The organism is Halarchaeum acidiphilum MH1-52-1 (genome assembly GCF_000474235.1).
Lineage (GTDB): Archaea > Halobacteriota > Halobacteria > Halobacteriales > Halobacteriaceae > Halarchaeum > Halarchaeum acidiphilum.
Genome location: NZ_BATA01000032.1, coordinates 1 through 26,594, shown reverse-complemented (window position 1 = coordinate 26,594; position 26,594 = coordinate 1). Strand labels below are relative to the sequence as shown.

The following is a 26,594-nucleotide window of genomic DNA, read 5'->3' as shown; positions in this document are numbered from 1 at the left end:
GCCGAGACGACGCACTGACCCATCGCAGCACGTCTCGACGCACCGTCGGCGGGCGTCGAACCCCCGGACGAATCGCATCCGAGACGTTCCTCACGCCGTTCTACCGACCTGACGAGCGACGCCCCTCACCGGCGAAGTCGGCACGCGGAACCGCCATGATCGGCGAAATACACCAGATGAAATACTGTATTTTCTTCTGATAGATCGTCCGCGCTTTCGGACGCACGTTTTTTGCGCTCCGCCGCGGAGGGGATGGTATGGAGTTCGGAATCGACTACCTCCTCCGGTCGCAACTGGCGACGCCGGCCAACAGCACCCAGATGATCGACGACGCGCTCGAGAGCGACGCCGATCAGGTGTTCTTCGATCTCGAGGACTCGCTGCACGCGAGCGAGAAGGCCGACGCGCGCGCGAGCCTCGTCGAAGCGGTCCGCACGCGCGAGTGGGGCGAGACGCCGCTCAGCTATCGGATCAACAGCGTGCGCACGCGATGGTGGTACGAGGACGTCATCGAGGTCGTGACGGCCGTGGGGACCGAGATCGAGAGCCTGATCGTTCCGAAGGTCCGGGAGCCGGCGGACCTCCGGACGGTCGAGACCCTCCTCGAGAGCGTGGAGACGAACGCGGGGCTCGAGCCGGGCGGTATCGATCTGTTGGTGCAGGTCGAGGACGCGGCCGGAATGGGGAACGTCGAGGAGATCGTGCACGCCACCGACCGGCTCGGCGCCGTCATCTTCGGGCCGGGGGATTACAGCGCGTCCATCGAGTCGAAGGGGCACGTGCTCGGCGCCGACAGCGACTATCCGGGTCACTACTGGCACTACCCGCTCTCGCGGATCTCGCACGCGGCGGCGAGCGTCGACGTCCCGGCGATCGACGGTCTCTACACGAACGTCGAGGACGTCGAGGGGTTCCGCGAGAGCTGTCGGTACGCGCGGATGCTCGGATTCGATGGAAAGTGGGTGATTCATCCGGCGCAGACCGCGGCGGCGAACGAGCTCTTCGCGCCCGCGGACGAGGAGGTCGATCGGGCGCGAACCGTCATCGAGACGTACGAGACGGCCGCACCGGGCGAGGTCCCGACGGAAGACGGGCGCGTCGTCGACGAGGAGACCGTCGAGATGGCGCGACACATCCTCCGCAAGGCCGAGCTCGCGGGCGTCGATCCGTCACGATAGAACTGTTCTCGAACTGTCTCGTTCCGATATAGATTAGATGCCTGTCATTGATATCGGGCGGTGGCGTCGCGGTTACGACGTCGTCTCGTCGGGTTGCGGTCGATCGGACGTCGCGCCGTCGGCGGGCGGTCGCAGGGCGAGCGCGGCGACGCCGGCGACGACGGCGAGGACGCCGCCGATGAGGAAGGTCTGATTCCAGCCGAGCGAGGTGGCGAGGACGCCGGTGACGGTGCCGCCGACGACGCCGCCCCACATCTTCCCGGAGTAGAGGAGCGCGTAGTTCGCGGAGGAGTTCTCGGTGCCGTAGTAGTCGGCGACGACGCTCGGGAAGAGCGTGTACTTCGGACTCCAGAAGAAGGTCGCGACGACGACGGCGGTCACGAATATCGCGGGCATTCCGCGGATCCCGAAGTAGACGACGGCGAAGAGTCCGAGACCACAGAGGACGAAGGAGGAGGACATCGTGTACACGGGATCGAAGCGATCGGAGGCCTCGCCGAGGATGAGGCGGCCGACGGCGCTGGAGAGGGGGAGGAGCGTCGCGGCGAGCGTCGCGATGAACGCCGCGAGTCCGAGGTGGCCGGCGTAGTCGACGATCTTCTCGGTGAGCATCAGCCCGGAGCCGGAGACGGCGACGAACATCGCGTACATGAGCCAGAACTGCCACGTCCGGAGCATCTCGCGCCACGTGTACTGCTTCCCGCGCTCCGTGAGCGCGTCCTCCTCGTCGCGGGCGTCGAGCCACCCTCCGGGGGGTCGCGGATGACGAACGCACCGACGAGGATGACGACGAAGATGAGGACGCCGACGTTCCGGAGGAGCGATACGTACGCGCCGTCGGACGCCGCGGGTCCGGTGGTCGCGCGGACGTACGGCACGAGCGCGGCCGGGCCGGCGGCGAACGCCATCGTTCCGATTCCGGACGTGAGTCCGCGGCGGTCCGGGAACCACTTGAGTGCGGTGTTCACGGCGACGGTGTAGACGATACCGACACCGACCGCGCCGAGCGAGTAGAGGAGGTACACCTGCCAGACGGTGGTCGCGTACGCGAGTCCGACGTAACCGCCGCCGGCGAGCAGGGCGGCGAGCGCGCAGATGCCGCGCGGTCCGTGTCGGTCCCGCCACCAGCCGACGGGGAACTGCGAGCCGGCTTGGAAGACGACGAACAGCGTGAACACGGTCGAGAGCAGCGCGCTGCTCACGCCGAGGTGGCGCGCGACCGGCGATCGGAGACTCGACCAGACGTACTGGTAGGGACCGACGACCGCCATCATCCCAGCGGCGGCGACGACGAGCCACCACCGGGAGAACCCGAGGGCATCCGCAGCCCGCGTATCGTGATCTGAACTCATGGGGACTCCACACTCCCTCTCGCGCTCGGCACCCACATAAGTCTCCGGGATCCACCCCCGGACGCCGGGTCGACACAGGTCGTTCCATACTATGGAACGATCGGATGGCTTGCGGAACGCGTCGCGGACGCCACGTTACAGACATACCGATGTAAGCATCACTCGCTGAACCACCCGTGCTTCGTCGTCGCGAACGACCGCCGGACGTCCCCACCCGACGTCGAGAACGCGCCCGCGAGTGAGGTGGCCGCGCTCCGAACCGTCCGCTCGCTCTCCCCGGACGGCACGTCGACGCCGACCGCGCCGAACTCCCCATCGCTCGCGTATCCCGCGGCCACGGTCGCGTCGGCACCAGCGGCGTCCATCGTACCGACGAAGACGCCGTCGTCCGCGGCGGCGAGGCGCTCGGCGACACCGTCGGCGTCCCCCGCGGTCGCCTCGAGCATCGACGTCCGCTCGTCGCTCGGCAGCGACGCGAGGAGCGCGAGACCGAGCGGTGACGTCGGCGATTCGAGCCGGTCGCCGAGCGCGAACGCGGGGTCCCCGGCCGGCGCGATGGTGTGAACGCGTGTGACGACGCCGCTCGTTCCGTCCCGCTCGACGATGTACACCGTCGTTTCGAGGCGTTCCGCGACGCCGTCCAGCCGTCGCACGACCGTCCCGGAGGGCGCGGATCGGGCGCGCACCGTCGCACCGAGTTCGAGGAACCGTAGCGAGAGCCGGTACGCGTCACCCTTCTTCCGGACGTATCCGAGCTCGCGCAGCGTGCTCAGGTGGTTGTGGACGATGCTCTTGCTGATCCCCATGTCCTCGCTCAACTCGGAGACCCCCGCCGTTTCGAGCTCGGCGAGGCGTTCTACGATTCGGAACGTCTTGGCCGACGTGTCGACGCGGTTCGTCGCCGTGTGTGTCATACGAGTACGCACGACGATCGGGCACATACCGTTTTGGGTCACGGTAGTGAGCACCAACCCAGTCGCTACACGATCGGGACGCCGCCGGACCGTTCCATCGTATCGAACGGCGATCCCGTGATCAGTACCCCTCGGCACTCCCGTCGCTTCGCGGATCGGCCGCCCCCTCGATCACCCCGGCCGCGTGGTCGACGCGGAGCGCCTGCGCGTGCCCCATCAGACCGTCGTACGCCTTCGCGATCGAGACGTCGTGCCCCCGCGCACGAAGCGCGTCGACCGTCCGATCGGGGATCCGGCTCTCCACGGTGAGGGAACGCGACGATTCGCCCCACGTCCGCCCGAAGAGCCAGCGCGGCGCGTCGATCGCCCGCTGAATGTCGTAGCCGAAGTCGAGTAGCCGGGTGAGGAACGCGGCCTGCGTCTGCGGTTGGCCCTCCCCGCCCATCGTCCCGAACGCGACCGTTGGCCGCCCCGCGTCGTGGAGGAGCGCCGGGACGAGCGTGTGGAAACACCGCTTCCCCGGTTCGAGGGCGTTCGCGTCGCGCCCGTCGAGCGAGAAGAGCGCCCCGCGATTCTGCATGAACACCCCCGTCCCCTCCGGGACGTACGCGCTCCCGAAGTCGAAGTAGACGGACTGGATCCCGGAGACGACGAGCCCGTCGTCGTCGGCCGCGCAGAAGTACACGGTATCGCCACCCGGATCGACCGCCCCGTCGTCCGCGCGGTACTCGATCCCCGGGTCAACCGTCGTCGGGAGCGTCCGCTCCCGCTCGATCAGCTCGCGCCGGCCCGCGAGGTACGCGTCGTCGAGGAACCGATCGAGGGGCGCGTCGACGAACGCCGGATCGCTCAGCCACGCGTCGCGGTCCGCGAACGCCACCTTCGTCGCCTCCGCGACGTGGTGGAGGTAGTCCGCGGACGCGTCCGTCCAGTCCCCGACGTCGTAGCCCTCAAGCAGCCCGAACAGCTGGATCGCGCTGAAGCCCTGCGTGTTCGGCGGGAGCTCGTACACCGTCCGCCCGCGATACGTGCGACTGAGCGGATCGACCCACTCCGCGCGGTACGCCTCGAAGTCCGCCGATTCGAGCGGGACCGCGTCATCCGCTGTCAACGCCGCCGCGATCTCACCCTCGTAGAACGACCGCGGACCGTCGGCCGCGAGCCGCTCGAACGTCCGCCCGAGATCCGCCTGCACGAGCCGCGCGCCCGCATTCGGCGGTGTGCCATCTGGCAGGTAGACGTCCGCGACCGACGACGCTCCCAACTCCTCCTCGTCCCGGCGGATCCACGACGCCAGCGAGTCAGCGACGGGGAGTCCATCCGTCGCGTACGCGATCGCGTCCGCGAACAACCGCTCCCACGCGAGTTTCCCGTGGCGCTCGTGCGCCCGCCGCCACCCGTCGACGGCACCCGGAACGGTCAGCGCCGCCCGCGGGCCGCGCTCCGGGATCGCGTCGAACCCGCGCGAGCGGTAGTAGTCGCGCGTCGCCGCCGCGGCCGCCGGCCCGCTCGCGTTCAGGCCCGTCACCTCGTCCGCCTCCGTGTCCGCGACGATCCAGAACCCGTCGCCGCCCAATCCCGCCATGTGCGGGTACGCGACGCAGAGCACCGCGTTCGCGGTGATCGCGGCGTCCACGGCGCTCCCGCCGTCCCGCAACGCCCGTCGCCCCGCGGCGCTCGCCAAGTGATGCGGCGTCGAAACCATGCCCCGCGTCGCCCGCGTCGGCCCTCGTGGCTCCATTTCCGTTCGTCCTATCACAGCACCGGCCGATAAACGTACTGCCGATGTCCACTTCGATTAACTCGCTCGGTGGGTTTCCATGCGCTGTCGAACAAAGGTCCAACGTCGCACGCGTCCCGTAATTCCGATTTCGCCAGTTCTCCTCAATCGGTCGAAATTCGCGTTCTCGTCCCACAAAGACATCTACATGCGCACGGTGCACTCCGAAATAGCGGAACAGAACATAGATAGTGCGATCGAGTGATCGTCTATTAATATAGTAGTCAGCGTCAAATACGCCTCCAATTATGCATATAGATGGTTGTTTACCCGTACCACAACACATATATTTTACCAAGTGTAGATACTGAGTGCATGCGTTTGAGATCAAGCCGCACACCACTATTCGATGGATCTACGGCTAGGGATGACGAACGGCATCGAGAATTCGGAAAACGATGTTTGGAATGAGTGCCTTGACGCCCGTCAGCGCAAATGTCCAGGCACTCCAGATCGGCGGACAACTCCCGATCGACGTATTACACTGGGGGACCGCGATTCTCCCGATCGTGATTCTCTTAATTCTGTTAATCGGATTTAACTGGGCGGCCGATTCGGCCGCCGTCGTCGGGATGCTACTCGCAGCGGCAATCGCTCTCACCGTGTTTCAGACGCCCATTCAGACACTCGCGATCGCTGTCGGAGAAGGCGTCTGGCGTCCTGTACGTCGTCTGGGCGGCGCTGTTGATCTACATGGTCGCCGATAGGGCAGGGGCGCTATACGCGCTCCGGAAAGGGATTGAACGGATCAGCTCGAATGACCTCTTCTTGGTTCTCGCATTCGGTTGGGTCTTCGTTTCGTTCTTACAGGGCTTTACCGGGTTCGGCGCCCCGATCGCGATCGTCGCGCCGCTGTTGATCGCGATCGGTGTTCGGCCAGTATACGCGGTCGCGATGCCCCTGATCGGACATGCATGGAACAACACCTTCGGGACGTTGGCTGTCGCGTGGTTCGCAACCCGATCGGTCGTCGATCTTCAAGCACCCATCGAAACAGCCCTCCAGACCGCCGCTCACTTCAGCGTCGTGACCTTCGCCGCCGGCATCGCCGTCGCGTGGTTGTACGGTCGACAGAGCGCGGTGAAACATGCCTGGCCGATGATCGCGATCATCGGCGCGGTACAGACGATCACGCTCTTCGCGACGGTAATGTACAGTCAGTTCATCGCCGGCTTTCTCGCCTCGGCGGTCGGACTCGTTGCGCTGTATCCGATCTCACGGTGGGGGCGCTTCCAGACGCAACATAACGGATTCGATTGTCCGGCGATGAAAACCCCCGAGGGGAACGCGGTCGCCGATGGTGGCACAGTATTGGACGAACCCGAACCGGTAATGAGCTTCTTCGAGTCGATAATCCCGTACCTCGTACTGACAGCGGTCGCTCTCGTGTCGGCGGTCCCGTCTGTCTCGAATGCGCTCGGTCGATTCAAGATTGGTTTGGCGTTCCCGGCAGCGAAAACCGGGTTTGTCGAGCTTGAAGCCGCAAAGCCGTACTCGCCGCTGACACCGCTGACCCATCCCGGCAGTATCATCCTCGTAGGGGTTCTCATCGCCTGGGGTATCTATCGATATCGCGGGTACTACGAGGATTGGCAGCGGACAGTACAAGAGGCGCCCGGCCTAGAGGAGAAATCGGGTATCCGGCGTGGCTTGATCGAGAGCGCCGTACCTGCGTCGCTCGCGATCGTGTTACTCGTGTCTATGGCGACTATCATGCTCAAAACGGGACAGATCCGCATACTGGCGCTAGGAATCGCCGCGGTACTTCCCGGTGTAGTGTACCTGTTCGTGGCGAACGCGATCGGCGTGCTTGGGTCATTCATTACCGGAAGTAACACCGCGTCGAACATTCTGTTTGCTCCGTTACAGGCGGAGACCGCGTCGGTACTGCATCTCTCTAAGCCGACTGTTCTCGGCGCGCAGATGAGTGGTGGCGGACTCGGAAACGCAATCTCCCCGTCGAACGTCGTTCTCGGTACCGGAACGGCTGGTATCATCGGCCGGGAAGGAGAGGTACTGCGGATCACGCTGAAATGGACGCTTCTAGTATCGGCTTTGCTAGGCGTGTTGTCTCTCGTACTTGGTGGCGTTCTGTTCCTCGGAGGTGGAGCATGAGCGAGGAAACGCCAGATATCGACCCGATGCGGCTCGATCTCGGGGCTTTTGTCGGATTGCTCGCGGTTCTGCCGCTAGTCAGTATTGGTACGGTGAGCGATATTGCCCCGCTTTGGTGGATCGGACTGGGATTACTCTGTGTCAGTAGTGTGATGGCGCTAGCAACGAAGTTCATCTTCGACGAAATTAGATAGCCGATCTATCTCTCTACTGTGGTAGTGACGGCGTGAAGCGCCTGTCTCTGTGCCCAACTGTGTGAGATTTCTGCGCGGGACACACAACGGCTATCCTGCCCATCGTGTTTAGTTAGGAGATTTTTCACCAGACAACGAAATCTTGTGCCCCGTTTCTACGGTTTCTAGATCGACGTGGATGGAGATATTGCTAAACGGGGAAGTACGCCGTTTAACCGCTCTAAGTATACGTTCTATGGCGTTCCGATTTCCGTGGCGAACAGCCTGAAATCGGAGTCCTTCTCGACGCAATGCAGTTGCGAGATGCTGGATAAAATTGCCGAGAAACACGGCGTTACCGAGACTCAAAGCGTCTCGTTCACCAACCAGAAACGCGACGTGCTTCTGGTGACGGCGTACAGCCAGAACTGCTGACTGTTGGCTCGGATCATAGTCTCGTTAAGCGCGACGAGATCCGGATTCGCGTCACTAGCGGACTATATATCGGCTTTCTGTACCCAGCCGTGAACGGCTTTTGGTGACCGTTGGATATCGTACTCCTCTAATATCGAGACTGTATTCGAAGTTGATGGATCGAACAGATCGAGTCGAATATCGATCCCCATTAATTTGCTCGGTGCCGCTCTCGCCCCCCAAACGCCGAGCCAATCCAACCGCTACAACTACTAATTCGGGGGTTTCTGCCATATTCACTCAGATAGCGTACCGTCTCACCCAACAGCCGTATCTGAACACCGCCTCCGGGCCGCAGCGAATCCTTATTATATATCAGGCGCTGAGTTACTAGCCATGACCGTCGTCTCCATCTCGATGCCGGACGAACTCGCCGATCGCATCGACGAGTTCGCGGACGAGCACGGCTACACGGGCCGCTCGGAGGTCGTCCGCGAGGCCGCGCGCAACCTCCTCGGCGAGTTCGAGGACAAGCGGCTCGAAGACCGGGACCTGATGGCCGTCGTCACCGTCCTCTTCGACTACGAGACGACGAACGTCGAGGAGAAGATGATGCACTTGCGCCACGAGAACGAGGCGCTCGTCGCGGCGAACTTCCACAGCCACGTCGGCGACCACCACTGCATGGAGCTGTTCATCCTCGAGGGGCGCCTCGACGACATTTCGACGTTCGTCGGAAAAGTCCGCGCGACGAAGGACACCCTCACGGTCGACTACTCGGTGACGCCGGTGGACGAGGTCGGCCCGTTCGCCTGACCGCCGGCACGTTCTTGTCGCTGCGCGCGCCCGTCTCCCTATGGCGCGCAAGGTCCTCTTCGACACGGATCCCGGCTGCGACGACGCGGTGATGCTCGCGGCGGCGCTCGGGCACAACGCGATCGACGTGGTCGGCCTCACGACTGTCTGCGGGAACTCGACGGTCGAGAACACGACGCGCAACGCCCGCGCGATCCTCGAACTCGGCGGCTACGACGTGCCCGTCGCCCGCGGGTGCGCGCGCCCGCTCGTCGACGAGCTGGCGACCGCGGAGTGGGTCCACGGCGAGGGCGGCATTCGAGGGGATATGCCGTATCCGAGCGGTGACGTCGGCGACGAGCACGCCGCGGACGTCATCGTCCGGCAGGCCCGCAAGCATGGCGACGACCTGACGATCGCGGCCGTCGGGCCGCTCCCGAACCTCGCGTTCGCGCTCGCGAAGGAACCCGATCTCCCCGAGATCGTGGACCGGATCTACGTCATGGGCGGGGCGGCGCTCTCCAGCGGGAACGTCACGCCGGTCGCGGAAGCGAACTTCCACAACGACCCGGCGGCGGCGAGCCGCGTCGTGCAGGACGCGTTCCCGAGGATGGTCGGTCTCGACGTGACGAACGACGCGACGATCCCCTTCGAGCGCATCGAGTCGTACGCGGAACGCGGCGGCGTCTTCGAGACGATCGCGGAGTGGGCGCGCTATCCTACCGACGCCGTTGACGTCGACGAGACCGGACCATCGATTCACGACGCGGCCGTCCTCGCCGACATCGTCGATCCCGACGTCCTCGACTTCGAGGAGTATTACTGCGAGATCGACACGACCGGCGGTCCCTCTCACGGGTCGGTCGTCTGCGATCAGCACGGCGTCTACGAGGAGGAGCCGAACGCGGCCGTCGCGGTCGATATCGACGTCGAGCGCTACCGTGAGATCGTCGACGACGGCCTGTCAGCGTACGCGGCGCACGCAGAGGATGGCGAGTAGTTGGTGCGGGACGCGACGAATCCCTTACCCGTCGGCGTCGCGTACGATGCCGTGATGTACGTCGTCGGCGTCGTCGGGGAGAGTGGCGCGGGAAAGACCACGCTCGTCGAGCGCCTCGTGTCGGCGCTCGATCGGGCGGGTACGACGGTCGGGACGGTGAAGGGCATCCACCACGCCGTCGAACTCGACGAACCCGGGAAGGACACCCACCGCCATCGGACCGCGGGCGCGGCGCGGGTCGTCGGCGTCACGCCCGAACTCACGGCATCGTTCCAGCCCGTCGGCAAGGACGACGGCGGCGCGGACGCCGCCCTCGATCGCGCGCTCGACGAGTTCGCGGACGACGTCGACGTCGTGCTCGTCGAGGGATTCTCGTCGTCAGCGCTCCCGAAGCTCGTCGTCGGCGATCCCGAGGCGATCGCGTTCGACGGCGACGTCCTCGAACGCGTGGCGAGGCCCGATGACGCCGACGTCGACGCGCTCGCCGCGCGGGTGCTCGACGCGACACGCGGAGATCCGGGCAGTGAGCGATCGTCTCCCGAGACACTCGTCGATCTCACCCACGAACTCGCGACCGGTATGCCCGTCTACCCCGGCGACCCCGAAACCGTGATCGAGACCGTCGCGACGAACGCCGACGACGGCTATCACGTCTGCTCGCTCGCGCTCGGAACGCACGCGGGCACGCACGTCGACGCGCCGCGCCACGTCGACGCCGACGGGGCGACTCTCGGCGCGTTCGCGCTCGACGACTTCCGCCTCGATGCCCGCCTCGCGCCGGTCGACGCTGGCGCGCGCGAGGCCATCGGCATCGAGCACCTCCCCGAACCCGACGACGCCGACGTCCTCGTCGTCCGGACGGGGTGGGACGCGCACTGGGACACGGACGTCTACTTCGATCACCCCTATCTCACGGCCGACGCGGCGGCGTGGTGCGCGGAACACGACTACCACCTCGCGATCGACTTCCTCAGCCCGGATCCGACGCCGACTGCGAACGCCGACCCGGGGGAGCCATCGGGGTTCCCGGCACACGGGCGCCTCCTCGGTGCGGACCGACTCGTCTTCGAGAACCTCACCGGGCTCGACGACGTTCCGACGCGATTCGTCTTCTGCGCGTACCCGCTCAAGGTCGACGCGGACGGCGCGCCGGTCCGCGCGGTCGCGGAAATCGATCGCTGACGGCCGCGCGCACGCAGTGGAACGAGAGCGCTACCCTCAATACCGCCCCCGCCCTGCCTCCGAGCGTGCTCTCGGATGTCGCCGCGCTCCCCGTTCGCCCGTTCGCCGTGATGAATGCGATCGGACTCGTCGCGTTCGCGCTCGTCGGCGCCACGAAGGCGATCCGCGAGGAGTTCGACCTGTTCGGCGTCACCGTCGTCGGCCTCGCGACGGCGTTCGCGGGCGGCGCGACCCGCGACGTCCTCCTCGATCGCGTCCCGCTCGCGCTCCAGTCGTTCGGCGAAATCGCGTTCGCGCTCGTCGGCGTCGCGCTCGCCGTCGGTGCGCACATCGCCCTCGACGCCGCCGACGAACACCCCGTGACGCTCGTCGCCGACGCGATCGGTCTCGCGGCGTTCGCGACCACCGGCGCCATCGTCGCCGCGACCATCGGCGTCTCGGGGTTCGGTATCGTCGCCGTCGCCACCATCAACGCCGTCGGCGGCGGTGCGTTCGCCGACGTCCTCCTCGATCGCGCACCGTTCGTCCTCTTCGACGACTTCTACGCCAGTTGCGCGGTCCTCGGGGGACTCGCGTACTGGTTCACCGCGTCCGTCTGCGCCCGCCCCGACGCGGCCGCCGCGCTCTGCGCGAGCGCCACCGTCGGCACCCGACTCGTCGCCGTCACTCGCGGCTGGCATCTCCCGACCGCACAGCGACTCGGCCGCCGCTGGCGGTGACGTCACATCGACGCCGCGCCGCGCGTACGCTGAGATCCTCGAACCCACCGAGAACGTCCGTATCGATGCGCCTGACGCCCCGATACTGCGGACGACGCGGTGTGAGATCGATCGGACCCCGTTATCGTTCCGACGGGAACGGCGATGTCGACGAACGGCGATGTCGACGAACGGATGTGGCCGGCCGTCCTCGTTCGCGCATGGCCGAATCGATTCGGGGCACGGTCATCCACGTCATCGACCCCGACGACATCGACGAACACGACCTCGATCCCGTTCTCGCCGAGCGCGCCGCCGGCAACTACGTCACCGTCTGTCGCCGCGGCGGATCGCCATCCCTCATCCAGCGCGTCTGGACGGTCCTCCGCGGCGGATCCATCGACGCCGTCACCGTCGTCACCGACGAGGCGTACGCCGATGGTGACGCCATCGACGTGGACGCCGCGCCAACCGAACTCGACGGCGTCTACGACGCGACCTAGGCGTAGCCGACCGCCGATCGGAGTCTCCCGGCGGCGACCACCACATCGTCGGCTACGGCGGGCGCATCCACCGGCCGGCACAGGATCCCGTCGAGCGGGGCGAGATCCACCTCACGACGAGCGAGTACGACCGCGACGAGATCGACGAGGTCGCGGCGAAACTCGAACGCAACGAGATCGGGGGGCGCGCCGTCATCCGGCCGTAGCCGACGCGAACTCGGCGGACGAGTGACGACAGCAAGCGGCGACTCGCGTCAGGCTGATGACTCGTGGTAGTCGCCGCCCTCGTCGTAGCGCGCGTTCCGGATGCGCCGGCGCTGGTCGGCGGAGAGCGAGATGTCGACGGCGCCGAGGTTCTCCGCGAGCTGGTCGGGGGTGCGCGCGCCGACGATCGGGACGCAGGTGAACGCCTCGCGCTCGATCAGCCAGCGGAGCGCGACCTGCGCGGGCGTCGCGTCGAGTTCGGCCGCGACTTCGCGGACGGCGTCGAGGACGTGCCAGCCCCGCTCGGAGACGTAGTAGTCCGAGAACAGCTCGTCGATTTGGCCGCGCGACCCCTCGGGCGCCGTCACATCGTAGGCGTCCTCGCCCGCGCGCTCGTACTTCCCGGTGAGGAAGCCGCCGGCGAGCGGCGAGTACGGGCAGACCGCGAGGCCCTGATCGGCGCAGACGTCGAGGTAGTCGGCGACGTCGCGCTCGTAGGCGGCGTGATAGAGCGGTTGCGTGACGTCGAAGCGCTCGAATCCCTCGGCGTCGGCCTTCCAGAGCGCCTTCGTGAGCTGCCACGCGGCCATCGTCGACGCGCCGAGGGAGTTGACTTTGCCCTCGTCGACGAGCGCGCTCAGGGCGTCGAGCGTCTCCTCGATCGGCGTCTCGTCGTCCCAGCGGTGGATGTAGTAGACGTCGAGGTAGTCGGTGCCGAGGCGATCGAGCGTGCCCTCGATCTCGGCGCGGATGGTCTTGCGCGAGAGGTTCTCCTGAAAGCGCGATTCCTGCGTCCAGTAGACCTTCGAGGCGATTACGTAGTCCTCCCGGTCGCGTTCGTCGAGCCACTCGCCGATCCACGTCTCGGAGCGCCCGTCGCCGTAGCCGTTCGCGGTGTCGATGAAGTTGCCGCCCGCGTCGGCGAAGCGTCGAGGAGCGCGTGGGCCTCCTCGCGGTTCGTCTCGACGACGCCGTCGGACTCCTTGCCGAAGCGCCACGTGCCCAGACAGAGCTTCGAGACGTCGACGCCGGTCGCACCGAGTTTCGTGTACTCCATGCCTCGACGTGCCACCGGCGGCGAAATCAAGCCACCGGTCGCGGCGGTCTAGTCGTCCGCGACGGCGAGCGTGTGGCCGGCAGCGTCGTCGCAGTCGTGCTCGAACAGGTCGTCGACGCCGGTGAAGTCGGTGTCGCAGACGGCACACCGGAGGTCACCGATCGTCGCGGTCGCCATCAGGCGACCACCCCGATCGGCCCGTGATAGCGTCGATGTCGCCGATCTCGCCCGACGGCGACGGCCGCGACGGTCGAGTCGGTCGGGCCGGTGGTGTCCGCGCAGGACGTGGTGTCGACGGCTGGATGCGACGTCGTCACACCTTCGCTTTGGCCGCCGCGGCATGTAAGTCTATCCCGCGATCTGACGGTCGGTCCCCCGACTCGGCGACGGCGGCGCCGCGACGCCGGATGAGGCGCGTTACGGGGACGGGGTATTCGTCGCGGAGAGCGGACCGACACACGAGCCGGACAGATAAAGTATATAGTAATACTGCTCAGACATACTGTTCAGGCATATTGAGCGAGACGGTTGTGTGAGTGTGCTGCGTGGCGTTTTCAGCACGCAGTAGCGCCACCCCCCTCCCTCAGCCGCGAGAGGGTGTCAAGTGGTGGCTAGCCGAGTGACGTGCACAGGAGGCGCGGCGGGCCGATTCCAACAGCTTCAATCGGGGGAGCGCGAAGTACGCGTATGACAGCGACTGGAGACGACGGGTCGCGCGCGTTCGAGTCGCTTCGCGGCGGCGGCCGCGGACGCGTGCTGCTCGTCATCGGCCTCGGTTGGTTCCTCACGCTGGGGATGCGCTACGTCGTCCCCGCGCTCCTCCCGCAGATTCAGGCGCACTACGACATCAACCACGCGACGGCGGGTCTCGCCGTCACGGCCGTCTGGGCGGGATACGCCCTGATGCAGTTCCCGGCGGGCGCGCTCGTGGATCGGCTCGGCGAGCGGCGCCTCCTCGTCGGGAGCCTCTTCGCGGCCGCCGGGAGCCTCGTCGTCCTCGGCGCCTCGCCGTCGCTCGTCGCGTTCGTCCTCGGGTGCGGGCTGTTCGGTCTCGCCACCGGGATGTTCGGTCCCGCGCGCGGGATGACGCTCTCCCGGACGTTCCCCGACAACGAGGGCGCGGCGTTCGGGCTGACGCTCGCCACCGGAAGCGTCGGCTCCGCGCTCCTCCCCTTCCTCGCGGGTCTCCTCGTCGGCCCGCTCGGCTGGCGGACGACCGTCGCCCTCGCCGTCCCGGGGTTCGTGGTCGTGGGCGCCGCGACGTGGGTCGTCGCCACCGACGCCGAGGCCGACGAGAGCGACGGAGAATCGGGCACGTCGGACGAGCGCGAGAACGCGAACGAGACCAGCGTCCCGCTGACGAGCGCGCTGTGGCGGGCGATCAATCGGCGGGCGGTCGTCATTCCCGTCCTCGCCATCACGCTCGTCATGTTCGGGCTGGAGGGCGTCACGGCGTTCCTCCCGACGTACCTCCACGACGTCGGCGGGCTGAGTTCGGCGCTCGCATCGGGAGTGTACGCGCTGTTCTTCGTCGGCGGCGCGCTCGGGCAGGTCGCGGCCGGCAACCTCTCCGATCGCTACGGCGATCGAATCGTGCTCATCGCCGTCGCCGTCCTGAACGTCGCCGCGCTCGTCGCCGTCCCGTTCGTCTCCGGGCTCGTCCCACTGGCCGTCGTCGTCTTCCTCCTCGGGACGCGCAACGGCATCGCGCCCATCTCGAACGCCTACATCATCGCCGTCCTCCCCGACGAGATACAGGGGACGGCATGGGGGATGCTCCGGACCGGCTTCTTCCTCGTCGGATCGACCGGCTCGATCGTCGTCGGGTGGCTCGCCGACCGCGGACAGTTCGCGAGCGCGTTCTACGTCATCGCGGCCGCCACCGCCGCCGCCGCGCTGCTCTACGTCTACCTGCCGAACCGGCGAGTCGGGAGCGGTCACGACGGATAGCGCCGCGGCGCTCGCGTTTAACCGCCCGGCGGGCGAGGAAGGGAGCATGGATACGATCACCGACGACGGGTTCCGATTCGACTACCGACCGGCGACGATCCGGTACGGCGCGGGCGCGGCGGGCGACCTGCGCGACGAACTGGGGGCGCACGGCGTCGAGCGCGCGCTCGTCGTCGCGGGCACGACGACCGGGACGGCGTCCGCCGTGATCGGTCCCGTTCGGGACGGGCTGGGCGATCGGCTCGGCGACGTGTTCGCGGAGACGACGCCGGAGAAGCGCCTCGACACGGCGCTGGCCGGCGCGGCGCGGTACGACGAGATCGGCGCGGACGGGATCGTCGCGCTCGGCGGCGGATCGAGTCTCGACGTGGCGAAGGCGGTTCGCGCGCTCGTCGCGAGCGGCGATCGGGAGACCGCGATTTCGACGTTCGCGGAGGCGGGCGCGCTCCCCGTCCCGGACGCCCTCCCGCCGCTCGTCGCGGTGCCGACGACGCTCGCGGGCGCGGATCTCACGCACGGCGCGGGGCTGACCGCGACGCCGGCAAACGGACGGGTCGACGCGGCGGTCGACGGCGGCGTCTCCGCGCCCGCGCTGACGCCGAGCGCCGTCGTCTTCGATCCCGAACTCGTGGCAACGACGCCCGACCGCGTCCTCTGCGCGTCGGCGATGAACGGCTTCGACAAGGGGATCGAGACGCTGTACGCGCGCGCGGCGACGCCGGTGACGGACGGGACGGCGGCGCGGGGACTCGCGCTCCTGCGCGAGGCGCTCCCGACGCTCCGCGGTGAGGACCCGGCGTACGGCGACGCCGTCCGGGGGACGCTCCTCGTCCAGTACGGCATCTCGCGCCCGGACGCCTCGACGCTCGCGCTGATCCACGCCTTCGGCCACGGGCTGACCGCTCACTCGTCGGTCCAGCAGGGCGCGGCGCACGCGATCGTCGCCCCGCACGCCCTCGCCCACCTCTTCGAGCACGGCGACTGCCGGCGGGACCTGCTCGCGGACGCGCTCGGCGTCGGCACGGATGCGGACGCGGCGTCGGGCGTCATCGACGCCGTAACCACCGTTCGCGATGGTCTGGGTCTGCCGGCGCGGCTGCGGGAAATCGAAGACATCGAGGAGGACGACCTCTCGGCGATCGCGGCGACGACGGCGGCGGACGCGCTGGTCGAGAACGTTCCCGAGGGCGTCGACGTCTCGGCGGAGGCGCTGGCGGCGGTGCTCCGCGCGGCGTGGTAGGGCACTCCGATGTGGGATCGGTGGGCGGGGGATCCCCGCCCGGTCGGCCAAAGGGGGAGAGGGGGGGATAGCCGACCGCGTGTGGCCGGGATCGGCCACATGAGAACACAGCGCCTACGCCATCAAAGAACCACTCCCTAATCACTTAGCCTCGGGGGAGTGGCGGGCGCCGGGGCGTGCATCGAGTGCCGCGTAGCCGCGTTCGCAGCAGGCGTCGAAGGTGGCCGTCGTGACAGCTCCACGTGTCGCGAACGGCGGTGCGTCCTGCACAGCGGGAGCGTGAGAGCACGGGTCAGGGTGATTCACGGTTGTCCTCGTCGGTCTGGACGTTCGTGTCCTCGTCAATCTGAACGTTCGTGTCCTCGTCAATCTGAACGTTCGCGTCCTCGTCGGTCTGAACGTTCGCGTCCTCGTCGGTCTGAACGTTCGCGTCCTCGTCAATCTGAACGTTCGCGTCCTCGCCGAGTTCGACGCTCGGGAGGGAGAGCGCGACGAGGAATCCGATCGCGATGATGAGCGCGCCGGTGAGGAAGAGGAGGTCGATGCTGTGCGCGAGCGCGGTGCGGACGACGGGGACGGCGTCCGGGGGGAGGTCCGCGAGGACCTGCGGGCTGAGGTTCGAGCCGGCGTCGGCGAGTTCGCGGGTGGCCGCGGGACTGAGGTCGCTCGCGGCGAGTCGGGCGGCGAGCCGGCTGGTGAGCACGGCGCCGAAGACGGAGACGCCGATCGCGCTTCCGAGGCTCCGGCTGAACGTGACGGACGTCGTCGCGACCCCGAGATCGGAGCGTTCGACGACGTTCTGCACGGCGACGGTGAGCGTCGGCATGACGAAGCCGAGACCGAGACCGGCGACGAACATGAACGCGGCCGATTCGAGGTGCGTCGTCCCGACGCCCATCGTGCTGAACAGATAGTAGCCGACGGCCGCGACGCCCGTTCCAGCGACGGTGAAGGGCTTGTACCGCCCGATGCGCGTCATCAGCTGTCCGGTGGCGAAGTTGGTGAGCATCAGCCCGCCGACGAGCGGGAGGAGGAGCAGTCCGGAGTTCGTCGCGGACTGTCCGAGGACGGTCTGGAGGAAGACCGGGAGGTAGGTGGTCCCGCCGAGCATCCCGACGCCGACGCAGAAACTGAGGGCGTCGACCCCGGCGACGGTCCGATCGCGGAGGAGGCGGACGGGAAAGACCGGTTCGGATGCGCGGCGCTCCTGTATGCCGAAGAGCACGGTGAAGACGGCGGTCGTGGCGAGGAGCGCGAGGATCCGCGTCGACGTCACCCCGTAGTCGTCGATCGACGAGGTGGCGAGCATGAGCGCGGCGATGGCGACGACGAGGAGGCACGCGCGAGGTAGTCGATATCGTGGGACTCCTCGGGCACCGGCAGGTCGAGGCGCGTGTGGATGACGGCGATCGCGGCCAGCCCGATCGGGACGTTGATGTAAAAGATCCAGCGCCACGAGAACTGATCGGTGATCCACCCACCGAAGACGGGACCGGCGACGGTGGAGGCACCGAAGATGAGCATCATGTAGCTCATGTACTGGCCGCGCTCGCGCGGGCTGAAGATGTCGCCGAGGATGGTCGTCGCCATCGCGATGAGACCACCCGCGCCGACGCCCTGAATCGCGCGGAAGAGAGCGAGCTGGACCATCCCGCTGAGAGCGGCGTCGAGACCGGGGATGTCACCGGCGAGACCGCTGAGCGCGCTCCCGACGAGGAAGATCGCGATGGAGATCTCGTAGACGATCGATCGCCCGTAGATGTCGGAGAGCTTGCCGTAGAGCGGCGTCGTGACGGAGACCGTGATGAGGTAGGCGGTGACGATCCACGAGAGGCTGCCCGCCCCGCCGAGGTCGCCGACGATGACCGGGAGCGCCGTGGAGACGATGGACTGGTCGATGGAGCCGAGCAGCATCCCGAGCATGAGACCGCCGAGGACGACGGCGCGCTCGCGGCCGAGACCGCCGAGGAAGTCGTCGTCGGCGGCGCCGCTCGCGGACTCGCTCACGGGCGACACCCCGCGGCGACCGGGCGGTCGGCGATCGAATTGATCGAGCGTTCAGTCTGCATGGGTGATCTAACCGTCGGATCTCCGATAAGGATTGTCGCCGCGGCGCGCTACTCCTCGGGGAGCACCTTCCCGGGATTGAGGATCCCGGCGGGATCGAGGGTCTCCTTCAGGTCGCGCATGACATCGACGGCGCCGTCGTGCTCCTCGCGCATGAACTCGCGCTTGCCGACGCCGACGCCGTGTTCGCCCGTCGAGGTGCCGCCCATCTCGATCGCGGCGCGCACCATCCGGTCGTTGAGTTCCATCGCACGCCCGAACTCGTCCTCGTCGTCGAGATCCGCGATCGGGAGGAAGTGGAGGTTGCCGTCGCCCGCGTGGCCGACGCAGGGCGCGGCGATACCGAGGTCATCGGCGAGGGCGGCGGCGCGCTCCACGATCTCCGGGTATCGCGAGACGGGAACGACGACGTCGCCGATGAACGCGACCGTCGCGTCCTCGCGGTAGTCGCACGCGGCCGGGTAGACGTCGCGTCGCGCCGCCCAGAGGCGGTCGATCTCGGTCTCGCTCGCCGTCTCGAACGACTCGCACTCGGCGTCGGTACAGGCGTCGCGAACGACGTCCAAGTCGGTCTCGACGCCCGCGTCCGTCGTCCCGTGGAGTTCGACGAGGACGTGCGGCGCCTCGGGGAGTCCGGCGTCGTTCGTCTCGTTCAACAGCGCGACGGCGTCGGCGTCGAGGTACTCGATGGCGCCCGGCGTGAGCCGCGACGCCATGACGTGGGCGACGGCCTCGCCCGCGGCGCCCCGGGTCGGGAAGGCGGCGAGCGCCGCCCGCCGCGTCTTCGGGACGGGTTCGAGCGAGAGCGCGACCTCGGTCACGACGCCGAGCGTGCCCTCGCTCCCGACGAGCAGGTCCTTCAGCCGATAGCCGGACGCCGACTTCGCGACGTCGCGACCGAAGCGGAGGACGCGGCCGTCCGCGAGGACGACGGTCAGCCGGCGGACGTGGTCGCCGGTGACGCCGTACTTCACGGCGTTCAGGCCGCTCGCGTCGTTCGCGACCATTCCGCCGACCGTGGCGCGGTCGCCCGCCGCGATCCCCGGCGCGAAGCGGAGACCGTACTCGGCGAGGACGTCATTGAGGTCGTCGTAGACGACGCCCGGCTCGGCGATCGCGAGGCGGTCGGCGGCGTGGACCTCGACGTCGTCCATCGGGAACGTGTCGAGGAGGACGCCGCCCGCGGTCGGGATCGGATTTCCCTCGATGCTCGACCCGCCGCTCCGGGGCGTCACCGGGACGCCGCGCTCCTCGCAGGCCGCGAGGACGGCCGAGACGTCGTCGGTCGACGCCGCGTGGACGACGGCGTCCGGCAGGCTCGGGGGATGCGGACTCTCGTCGTGGCTGTACGCCTCCAGCGTCTCTCGATCGGTCTCGACGCGGCCGTCGAGCGAGAGGGCGTCGAGGAAAGCGACGTCGTGCGTCATGGCGGGTGAGAGGCGTCGGGGCACAAAACGTCATGCGAAATCGGCGCGGCGGCAGCGCGGACCGAACGAGATGAACGAGTGGATCCCTCGGCGGGCGAGAACGGGATGCCCCTCGTCATCGGGAAGGGCGAGACGGTGGGCGCCGCCCGCGAGCAGGCGTACGACCGCATCGACGACATCGTCATCCCAAGCCTCCACGACCGCGACGACATCGGCGAGCGCTGGATGGAGGGCAAGGGCGACAAACTCCTCGCGTGGGGGTATCTGAGACCGGCGTAAGGCGAACGGGATCGGATGGAGAGGAACGCGGGCCGCGAGCGCGCCAACTACATACCGCTACGGTCCGTGTCTCCACACATGGCAGCGACGGAGACAGCGACGTTCGGCGGCGGGTGTTTCTGGTGTGTCGAGGCCGCGTTCGAGGAACTCGACGGCGTCGAGGACGTCACGTCCGGCTACGCGGGCGGGCACGTCGCGGATCCCACGTACGAGGCGGTGTGTTCGGGTGACACCGGGCACGCGGAGGTCGTGCAGGTCGAGTACGACCCCGACGTCGTCACGTACGGCGACCTGCTGGAGGTCTTCTTCACCATCCACGACCCGACGCAGGTGAACCGGCAGGGACCCGACGTCGGCTCGCAGTACCGCTCCATCGTCCTCTACCACGACGAAGACCAGCGCGAGCGGGCCGAGGCGTACGTCGAAGCGCTCGACGAGGAGTACGATGACGCCATCGCGACGGAGGTCGAACCCCTCGACACCTTCTATCGTGCCGAGGAGTACCACCAGAACTACTTCGAAAATAACCCGAACGACGCGTACTGCACGGTACACGCGCAGCCGAAGGTCGAGAAGGTGCGCGAGGCGTTCGAAGCGAACGTCGATCCCGCGCCCTGAGGTCGGCGACGGTCGTCACTCGCCGAACGCTTCGATCTGCTCGACGATCCACGGGAGGGCCGAGGCGTCGCGATCGAGGTAGACGACGACGAGGCTCGACTCGCCGTTCCACCCCCATCCGAGGACGTTGATCCCCTCCTCGTAGACGCGGATCGTCACTTCGAGATCGCCGAGCGTGGGGTGTAGGGACTCCTGATACGGGACTTCGATGCGTTCGAGGGTGTGCTCTTCGACGACGTTCGAGACCTCCTCGATTTCCTGACGCTCGCCGAACCCCGTCCGCGCGTACGCGACGCTGTACTCCTTCTCTTCGACGTCTCCGTAGACGACGGCTTGGAGGTCGTCACCGAGATGCTCGCGCGCGTCGTCGACGAACCGGGCGATGGACTCGTGCACGCGTCCTACCAGCGTGCGAAGCGGTATCAAAGAGACGGTCCCGGTACGCCAAAGAGACGGTCCCGTACGCCAAAGAGACGGTCCCGGTACGCCAAAGGGGCGGTCCCGGTACGCCAAAGGGTCGGTCCCGGTACGAGACCGGCGGATCGAAGTCGAGTCACCCGGAACGCGTTTCGGGACGACGCCCGTAGGTGAACGCGATGAAACGACCGGGCCTTCGCGCGGTGATGGCGACGGTCGGGCTCGCGCTCCTCGTCGCGTACGCGGGTGCGGCCTCCCTCGCGTACTGGGCGCTCGCGACGCTGTGGGCGACGCGACCGGATCCGACGACGACGCTGACCATCGTCGCCGTCGCGGTCATCGGCTTCGGCTACCTCAGCTACGCGTTCGGAACGCGCCGCCTGCTCGCGCAGCTCGACGCCGCGCCGATCGCGCGCGAGCGCGCGCCCGATCTCTACGAGCGCGTCGACGCGCTCTGCGAGTCGATGGACGTGGCTCTCCCCGATCTCTACGTCGGCCGGATGGCCGCGCCGAACGCGTTCGCACTCGGCGGTGTCGGCGACGGCGCGGTCGTTCTCGATCGCTCGCTCTTTCGATTCCTCACGACGAGCGAGATCGAGGCGATCCTCGCACACGAACTCGCGCACCTCGAGAGTCACGATAGCCTCGTCCAGACGCTCGCGTTCAGCATCGGTCAGACGCTGACCGGGATCCTCTCGGTCGTCCTCTTCCCGGCCGTCCTGCTGACGACCGGGTTGGCGAGGGCGTGGGCGTGGACGGCCGGGCGACCGGGCGCGTGGGCGGAGACACCGTTCGGAACGCTCCGGCGCGCCCTCGACGGCGTGATCGCGCTCGGTCTCGTCGCGCTCACGCTCGCCGTGAACGCGCACTCGCGGAGTCGGGAGTTCGCCGCGGACGATCGGGCGGCCGACGTGACGGGCGATCCGCTCGCGTTGGCTCGCGCACTCCGAAAGATCGAACGCGCGAGCGAACCCGGGTGGTCGGTGCTCTCCCCGCTCTACATCCACAGCGACGACGAGGACGAGAACCCGATCAGAGAGTGGTTCTCAACGCATCCGTCACTCGACGAACGCGTCGAACGACTCCGCGAGAGGGCGGAAGATGGTGACGATGGGGTGCGCGTGCGAATCGAGTGAGGGGTGCGCGACCGTGGTGAGGTGTGTGCGGATCGAGCGATGCGGCGTGCGGAACGGATGAGTCACGGTCGGCTTCCAATCGAAAGCGGCGGCGAGACGGATCTGCGAAAGCGGCGGCGAGACGGATCTGCGAAAGCGGCGGCGAGACGGATCTGCGAAAGCGGCGGCGAGACGGATCTACCGCCTCACCGGTGGCGGAGGCGACGGAACTACTCCGGACGCGGTGGTGTCGGTTTCGGCACTGCGGCGACGCGGGTGCGCGATCGAACGCGGCCCACCATCGCGAAGGGAATCGGGGTGGACCGTTGTCAACGCGGGATAATCCGCATCGCCGTGCACATGATATGCGATTCGGTCACCCGAATGGCGGATGACACGTCGAACCCACCGGCATGGGAGGCGGACACCACCATGTCCGCAGTAAATGGTCGATAGAGCCTTGTTTGATCGGGAAGATCGTATTCGAGCGATCGATCCAGAGGGGGATCGGAGTCCGCTGGGGAATTCGGAATCGAGGGGGTTAGAGGCGGGGAGGAACGCCGTCGCGGCCGGTGGGGGACGCTCTTCGAACACTTCGCCCGGCCGAAAGACACATCAGCGGACACTCCACCGTGTCCGCAGTTCTTGACGGGAGTCATTGGACCGCATCGACCGGGGGAACCCTCCCCCACTTTGTCCGCAGTAATGGCGGAAAGGGACGGGAGGGGGTGGCGGGAAGCGGTAAGAGTTACCGCGAGTTCCGGGTGGTGAGATTATTCCGGCAGAACAGGATATTAGGAAAAGAGAGCTCAGGTACAAATGTTAAAGATAACATCTATCTTACTGTTTCTACTGCCTCTAGTGCGGATACTGTTTCTGCTTCTGTATCTTATAGCTGTCGCTCTTCTAGAGTCCGTTCTCGCCCCCCACCCCCTCTCGTTCTCTCGTTACTGCGGACAAAGTGGGGGGAGGGTTACAGCCGACATCTTCATATGCCATCGTCCAACCTATATGAATCTGTGGAACAGCGGACGCTCCGGACTCTGCGGACACTCCGGACACTCCGGACGCGGTGGTCGGTGGTTTTATTGCGTCGTCCATAGAGGGTTGTCTCCATGGGACTCTTCGAGCGGGATACCGACATCTATCGGGACCGCGACGCGCTCCGGGAGGATTACCAGCCGGCCGAACTGGTCGGGCGGGACGAGGAACTCACCACCTACACGTCCGCCCTCCAGCCGGTCATCAACGGCGAGCAGCCGAACAACGTCTTCCTCTACGGCAAGACGGGCGTCGGGAAGACCGCCGCGACCCGGTATCTGCTCGATCACCTCCGCGAGGACGCGGAGGAGTACGACGATATCGCCCTCGACATCATCTTCCTCAACTGCGACGGGCTCTCCTCCTCCTATCAGGTCGCGACCCACCTCGTCAACGAACTCCGCGCCGAACACAATCAGATCTCGACCACCGGCTACCCGCTCGCGACGGTGTACGAAATGCTCTGGGAGGACCTCGACTCTCACGGGGGAACGGTCCTCATCGTCCTCGACGAAATCGACAACATCGGCGACGACTCCATCCTCTATCAACTCCCGCGCGCCCGCGCGAATGGCAAACTCGAAGACACCCAAGTGGGACTCATCGGTATCTCTAACGACTTCTCCTTTCGCGACGACCTCTCGCCCAAAGTCAAGTCGTCGCTCTGCGAGAACGAGATTCACTTCCCCGCGTACGACGCCACGGACTTGAAGGCGATCCTCCAACAGCGCGCGTCGGTCGCGTTCCACGACGGCGTTCTCGAGGACGGCGTCATCCCGCTCTGTGCGGCCTACGGCGCGAAGGACGCCGGCGACGCCCGCCAGTCCATCGACCTCCTGATGAAGGCGGGCGACGTCGCGCGCGACGACGAGACGACGACGACGATCACCGAGGGTCACGTCGATCGCGGTCGCACCGCCCTCGAACGCGGCCGCATCGAGGAGGGGATCCGCGGGCTCACCGAACACGGCCATCTCGTCCTCTACGCGCTCGTGACGAACGACCTCGAGGGCGAGACGCCGATCCGCTCTCGCGACGTCCGCCCGCGTTACACGCGCTTCGCCGAACTCGCCGAACGCGACCCGCTCGTTCCACGCCGGATGCGCGACCACCTGAGCGAGCTCGCGATGCTCGGGATCATCTCGGTGACGGAGCGCAACGAGGGGCGTCGCGGCGGGACGTACCGCGAGTACGAACTCGACATGCCCGTCGAGCAGGTGTTGAGCGCGCTCTCCGAGACGGTGAAGCTCGTCGGTGTCCACGAGTCCGTCGTCGAACTCGCCGAGGACGCGATGCCGGACGTCGCGGCGGCCGCGACTCACGCCGAGGGCGATGAGCCCGCCGACGCCGATCGCTCCGACGCGTCGCTGGCGTCCTTCGAGTAGCGATCGGCGCGCTCGGGAACGTCGCAACCCGGTGTCGATTACTGCGGACACGGTGGGGTCGTCCGTCGGGTCCGTCGGCCGATCCGGGTCCCCGCTGACGGCCGATTACTGCGGACACGGCGGTGTCTCCGGACTCGGAACTCCGGACACGTCGGGGTCGCTTCGTCGACGTCGACCGAAAAGCCCCTCACGCGTCCCGACGTCGGACGACCCGTGTGCGTCCTCGTCACCGGCGCGACCGGGAGATACGGCTACGCCGCCGCACTCGTGCTCGCGGACGCGGGAGTCGACGTCGCGGCGCTCGTCCGCGATCTCGAGACGCCCGCCGCCCGTTCGCTCGTCGAGCGCGGCGTCCGCCTCGAACGCGGCCGACGCGACCAACTCGATCACGTCGAAGACGCCCTCGCCGACGCGGACGGACTCTTCCTCGCCGTCGGCGGACCGAGAGCGAGCGCGCGGACCGCCAGCGAGCGAGCCGAGACGCTCGTTCGCGCCGCCCACCGCACCGACGTCACCGTCGTCCACGCCTCGCTCATCGGCGCCGACGCGCGCCCCGGCGTGCCCTGCGTGGACGTCCGGGGGCGCATCGACGCCGATCTCGCCTCGCGGGACGTCCCGCACGTCTCGCTTCGCCCCGGCGTCCCGCTCGACGCCTTCGAGCGCGCGCGTGATACCGTCGAAACCGAGAGTCGCCTCCCGTTCCCCCTCGAGGGACACGCTCGCGTCCCCCTGACGGACCCGCGCGACGTCGCTCGGGCCGCGACGGCGATCCTCGCGGACCCGGACACGCCGACGCCCGACGGCGAGCGTCTCCCGGTCTTCTCGGACACGCGATCGCTCTACGGTCTCGCGGACGCCCTCGAAGACGTGCTCGGACGCGAGATCACGGCCGACCCGCGACCCCCGACCGACGCCCCGCGCCCGCTCACCGCGTTCTATCGGTGGGTGAACGAGGGGGCGCTCCTCGGCGCCGATCCGAACGCGCTCGTCGAGCGCTACGGCGTCGGCCCGGCGCCGATCCGCGACTACTTCGAGCGCGCCGGCTGGGAGTAGCCGTCAGTTGTTCCACGGCGCCGCGGGGAAGTCGACGAGTCGCTCCTCTCGCGTGATCCCGTCGATGCGCGCGACGTCCTCGTCGTCGAGTTCGACGTCGAGCGCGCCGTAGTTCTCGACGATGTGGGCCTTCGAGGTGGCTTTCGGGATGGCAGCGACGTTCTCCTTCGCGAGGAGCCACGCGAGCGACACCTGATACGGCGTCGCGTCGTGCTTCTCGCCGATCTCGACGAGTTCGGGCACGTCCGCGACCTCGCCGCGCGCGACCGGGCAGTAGGCGACGAGCCAGTGGTCGTCCGCGACGGCGCGCTCGTGGAGGTCGCCCTGCTGGAGCAGCGGATGCATCTCGACTTGGTGGGCGAAGACGGGCGCGTCTAGCTCTTCGATCGCCTCGTCGAGGAGTTCGGGCGTGAAGTTCGAGAGCCCGACGTTCCGGATCGTCCCCGCGTCCGCGAGTTCGTCGAGGGCGGGCAGCGTCTCGTCCGGATCGTACGTCTCGATCGGCCAGTGAACGTAGAGCAGATCGAGGTACTCCGTGCCGAGCTTTTCGAGGCTCTCCGCGGTCGTCTCGTGGACGGCGTCCGCGACGAGGTTTCCCGTGTCGAGTTTCGTCGCGAGGAAGACGTCGTCGCGCGCG

The 26,594-nt window shown here is 67.4% G+C and carries 23 protein-coding genes and 5 pseudogenes; 16 read left to right on the top strand and 12 right to left on the bottom strand.

What is annotated here, in order from left to right; all coding sequences use genetic code 11:
* Nucleotides 1–257: 257 nt before the first annotated feature.
* On the top strand, nt 258–1,178 hold the full coding sequence (locus AOZ13_RS07325) for an HpcH/HpaI aldolase/citrate lyase family protein (RefSeq protein ID WP_020221941.1): 921 nt from the start codon (nt 258–260) through the stop codon (nt 1,176–1,178).
* Between the two features lie 72 nt (nt 1,179–1,250).
* Here the strand turns inward: AOZ13_RS07325 and AOZ13_RS07320 are convergent.
* The 3 genes and pseudogenes from AOZ13_RS07320 to ggt all read right to left on the bottom strand — a co-directional run bounded on the left by AOZ13_RS07320 (nt 1,251) and on the right by ggt (nt 5,185).
* A pseudogene (locus tag AOZ13_RS07320) lies at nt 1,251–2,530 on the bottom strand (OFA family MFS transporter).
* A 158-nt stretch (nt 2,531–2,688) separates the two neighbouring features.
* Nucleotides 2,689–3,444 (bottom strand): helix-turn-helix domain-containing protein, encoded by a 756-nt coding sequence (locus tag AOZ13_RS07315; RefSeq protein WP_020221943.1) that lies wholly within the window; start codon nt 3,442–3,444, stop codon nt 2,689–2,691.
* Nucleotides 3,445–3,565: 121 nt separating this feature from the next.
* Nucleotides 3,566–5,185 carry a gamma-glutamyltransferase gene (ggt, locus tag AOZ13_RS07310; protein WP_021780218.1) on the bottom strand — a complete coding sequence of 540 codons (1,620 nt, stop codon included), beginning with the start codon at nt 5,183–5,185 and terminating at the stop codon, nt 3,566–3,568.
* A gap of 732 nt (nt 5,186–5,917) precedes the next feature.
* Between ggt and AOZ13_RS07305 the strand changes: the two genes are divergently transcribed.
* Nucleotides 5,918–7,339: an L-lactate permease gene (locus AOZ13_RS07305; protein WP_199897016.1), complete on the top strand. Its 1,422-nt coding sequence runs from the start codon at nt 5,918–5,920 to the stop codon at nt 7,337–7,339.
* The gene (locus AOZ13_RS07300) at nt 7,336–7,533 is read left to right on the top strand and encodes a hypothetical protein (RefSeq protein WP_020221764.1); all 198 of its coding nucleotides are present in this window, start codon (nt 7,336–7,338) and stop codon (nt 7,531–7,533) included. The genes AOZ13_RS07305 and AOZ13_RS07300 overlap by 4 nt, the downstream gene beginning before the upstream one ends.
* Nucleotides 7,534–7,641: 108 nt before the next feature.
* On the opposite strand, the pseudogene AOZ13_RS07295 reads toward AOZ13_RS07300, so the two are convergent.
* Nucleotides 7,642–8,230, bottom strand: a pseudogene (locus tag AOZ13_RS07295) (IS6 family transposase).
* A 92-nt stretch (nt 8,231–8,322) separates the two neighbouring features.
* Here AOZ13_RS07295 and AOZ13_RS07290 point away from each other — a divergent pair.
* The 6 genes and pseudogenes from AOZ13_RS07290 to AOZ13_RS15700 all read left to right on the top strand — a co-directional run.
* Complete coding sequence (locus tag AOZ13_RS07290; RefSeq protein ID WP_020221762.1) at nt 8,323–8,742, top strand: CopG family ribbon-helix-helix protein; 420 nt, start codon at nt 8,323–8,325, stop codon at nt 8,740–8,742.
* Nucleotides 8,743–8,782: 40 nt separating this feature from the next.
* Nucleotides 8,783–9,721 carry a nucleoside hydrolase gene (locus AOZ13_RS07285; protein WP_020221761.1) on the top strand — a complete coding sequence of 313 codons (939 nt, stop codon included), beginning with the start codon at nt 8,783–8,785 and terminating at the stop codon, nt 9,719–9,721.
* Nucleotides 9,722–9,724: 3 nt separating this feature from the next.
* Nucleotides 9,725–10,903 carry a molybdopterin-guanine dinucleotide biosynthesis protein B gene (gene mobB, locus AOZ13_RS07280; RefSeq protein WP_021780216.1) on the top strand — a complete coding sequence of 393 codons (1,179 nt, stop codon included), beginning with the start codon at nt 9,725–9,727 and terminating at the stop codon, nt 10,901–10,903.
* A 110-nt stretch (nt 10,904–11,013) separates the two neighbouring features.
* A complete protein-coding gene (locus AOZ13_RS07275; protein ID WP_044957618.1) occupies nt 11,014–11,622 on the top strand; it encodes a trimeric intracellular cation channel family protein in 609 nt (202 codons plus the stop codon).
* 200 nt (nt 11,623–11,822) lie between these two features.
* Nucleotides 11,823–12,104: a DUF7526 family protein gene (locus AOZ13_RS07270; protein ID WP_020221758.1), complete on the top strand. Its 282-nt coding sequence runs from the start codon at nt 11,823–11,825 to the stop codon at nt 12,102–12,104.
* A 29-nt stretch (nt 12,105–12,133) separates the two neighbouring features.
* A pseudogene (locus AOZ13_RS15700) lies at nt 12,134–12,310 on the top strand (NAD(P)-dependent alcohol dehydrogenase); the annotation flags it as partial.
* Nucleotides 12,311–12,358: 48 nt separating this feature from the next.
* Here the strand turns inward: AOZ13_RS15700 and AOZ13_RS07265 are convergent.
* From AOZ13_RS07265 to AOZ13_RS14195, 3 genes and pseudogenes are all read right to left on the bottom strand, one after another.
* Nucleotides 12,359–13,365: pseudogene (locus AOZ13_RS07265) on the bottom strand (aldo/keto reductase).
* A 48-nt stretch (nt 13,366–13,413) separates the two neighbouring features.
* The gene (locus AOZ13_RS15270; protein ID WP_020222364.1) at nt 13,414–13,542 is read right to left on the bottom strand and encodes a hypothetical protein; all 129 of its coding nucleotides are present in this window, start codon (nt 13,540–13,542) and stop codon (nt 13,414–13,416) included.
* A complete protein-coding gene (locus AOZ13_RS14195) occupies nt 13,542–13,682 on the bottom strand; it encodes a hypothetical protein (protein ID WP_020222365.1) in 141 nt (46 codons plus the stop codon). The genes AOZ13_RS15270 and AOZ13_RS14195 overlap by 1 nt, the downstream gene beginning before the upstream one ends.
* A gap of 370 nt (nt 13,683–14,052) precedes the next feature.
* Here AOZ13_RS14195 and AOZ13_RS07260 point away from each other — a divergent pair, with 370 nt between their 5' ends.
* Both AOZ13_RS07260 and AOZ13_RS07255 read left to right on the top strand, forming a co-directional pair.
* The gene (locus AOZ13_RS07260; RefSeq protein ID WP_021780214.1) at nt 14,053–15,315 is read left to right on the top strand and encodes an MFS transporter; all 1,263 of its coding nucleotides are present in this window, start codon (nt 14,053–14,055) and stop codon (nt 15,313–15,315) included.
* 46 nt (nt 15,316–15,361) lie between these two features.
* Nucleotides 15,362–16,555: an iron-containing alcohol dehydrogenase family protein gene (locus tag AOZ13_RS07255; RefSeq protein ID WP_021780213.1), complete on the top strand. Its 1,194-nt coding sequence runs from the start codon at nt 15,362–15,364 to the stop codon at nt 16,553–16,555.
* 292 nt (nt 16,556–16,847) lie between these two features.
* Here AOZ13_RS07255 and AOZ13_RS14935 read toward each other — a convergent pair whose 3' ends face one another.
* From AOZ13_RS14935 to AOZ13_RS07245, 3 genes are all read right to left on the bottom strand, one after another.
* Nucleotides 16,848–17,864 carry an MFS transporter gene (locus AOZ13_RS14935; protein ID WP_234402852.1) on the bottom strand — a complete coding sequence of 339 codons (1,017 nt, stop codon included), beginning with the start codon at nt 17,862–17,864 and terminating at the stop codon, nt 16,848–16,850.
* Nucleotides 17,828–18,562, bottom strand: coding sequence for an MFS transporter (locus AOZ13_RS14930; RefSeq protein ID WP_234402851.1), 735 nt, complete (start codon nt 18,560–18,562; stop codon nt 17,828–17,830). Before AOZ13_RS14930 ends, AOZ13_RS14935 begins: the two co-directional genes overlap by 37 nt.
* Before the next feature lie 110 nt (nt 18,563–18,672).
* A complete protein-coding gene (locus AOZ13_RS07245; RefSeq protein ID WP_021780210.1) occupies nt 18,673–20,049 on the bottom strand; it encodes an FAD-binding oxidoreductase in 1,377 nt (458 codons plus the stop codon).
* Nucleotides 20,050–20,136: 87 nt separating this feature from the next.
* Here AOZ13_RS07245 and AOZ13_RS07240 point away from each other — a divergent pair.
* A pseudogene (locus AOZ13_RS07240) lies at nt 20,137–20,328 on the top strand (phosphoribosylamine--glycine ligase); the annotation flags it as partial.
* 78 nt (nt 20,329–20,406) lie between these two features.
* The gene (msrA, locus tag AOZ13_RS07235) at nt 20,407–20,946 is read left to right on the top strand and encodes a peptide-methionine (S)-S-oxide reductase MsrA (RefSeq protein ID WP_020222471.1); all 540 of its coding nucleotides are present in this window, start codon (nt 20,407–20,409) and stop codon (nt 20,944–20,946) included.
* Nucleotides 20,947–20,961: 15 nt separating this feature from the next.
* On the opposite strand, the gene AOZ13_RS07230 is transcribed toward msrA, so the two are convergent.
* A complete protein-coding gene (locus tag AOZ13_RS07230) occupies nt 20,962–21,342 on the bottom strand; it encodes a hypothetical protein (protein WP_020222472.1) in 381 nt (126 codons plus the stop codon).
* A 200-nt stretch (nt 21,343–21,542) separates the two neighbouring features.
* On the opposite strand from AOZ13_RS07230, the gene AOZ13_RS07225 reads away from it, so the two are divergent.
* The 3 genes from AOZ13_RS07225 (at nt 21,543) to AOZ13_RS07215 (ending at nt 25,957) form a co-directional block, all read left to right on the top strand.
* Nucleotides 21,543–22,499, top strand: a complete 957-nt coding sequence (locus AOZ13_RS07225) for a M48 family metallopeptidase (RefSeq protein ID WP_044958233.1) — start codon at nt 21,543–21,545, stop codon at nt 22,497–22,499.
* Nucleotides 22,500–23,593: 1,094 nt separating this feature from the next.
* The gene (locus tag AOZ13_RS07220) at nt 23,594–24,904 is read left to right on the top strand and encodes an orc1/cdc6 family replication initiation protein (protein WP_020222213.1); all 1,311 of its coding nucleotides are present in this window, start codon (nt 23,594–23,596) and stop codon (nt 24,902–24,904) included.
* 213 nt (nt 24,905–25,117) lie between these two features.
* Nucleotides 25,118–25,957 (top strand): SDR family oxidoreductase, encoded by an 840-nt coding sequence (locus tag AOZ13_RS07215; protein WP_020222212.1) that lies wholly within the window; start codon nt 25,118–25,120, stop codon nt 25,955–25,957.
* Between the two features lie 3 nt (nt 25,958–25,960).
* Here the strand turns inward: AOZ13_RS07215 and AOZ13_RS07210 are convergent.
* On the bottom strand, nt 25,961–26,594 hold a 634-nt coding region (locus AOZ13_RS07210), incomplete at its 5' end, for an aldo/keto reductase (RefSeq protein WP_049933959.1).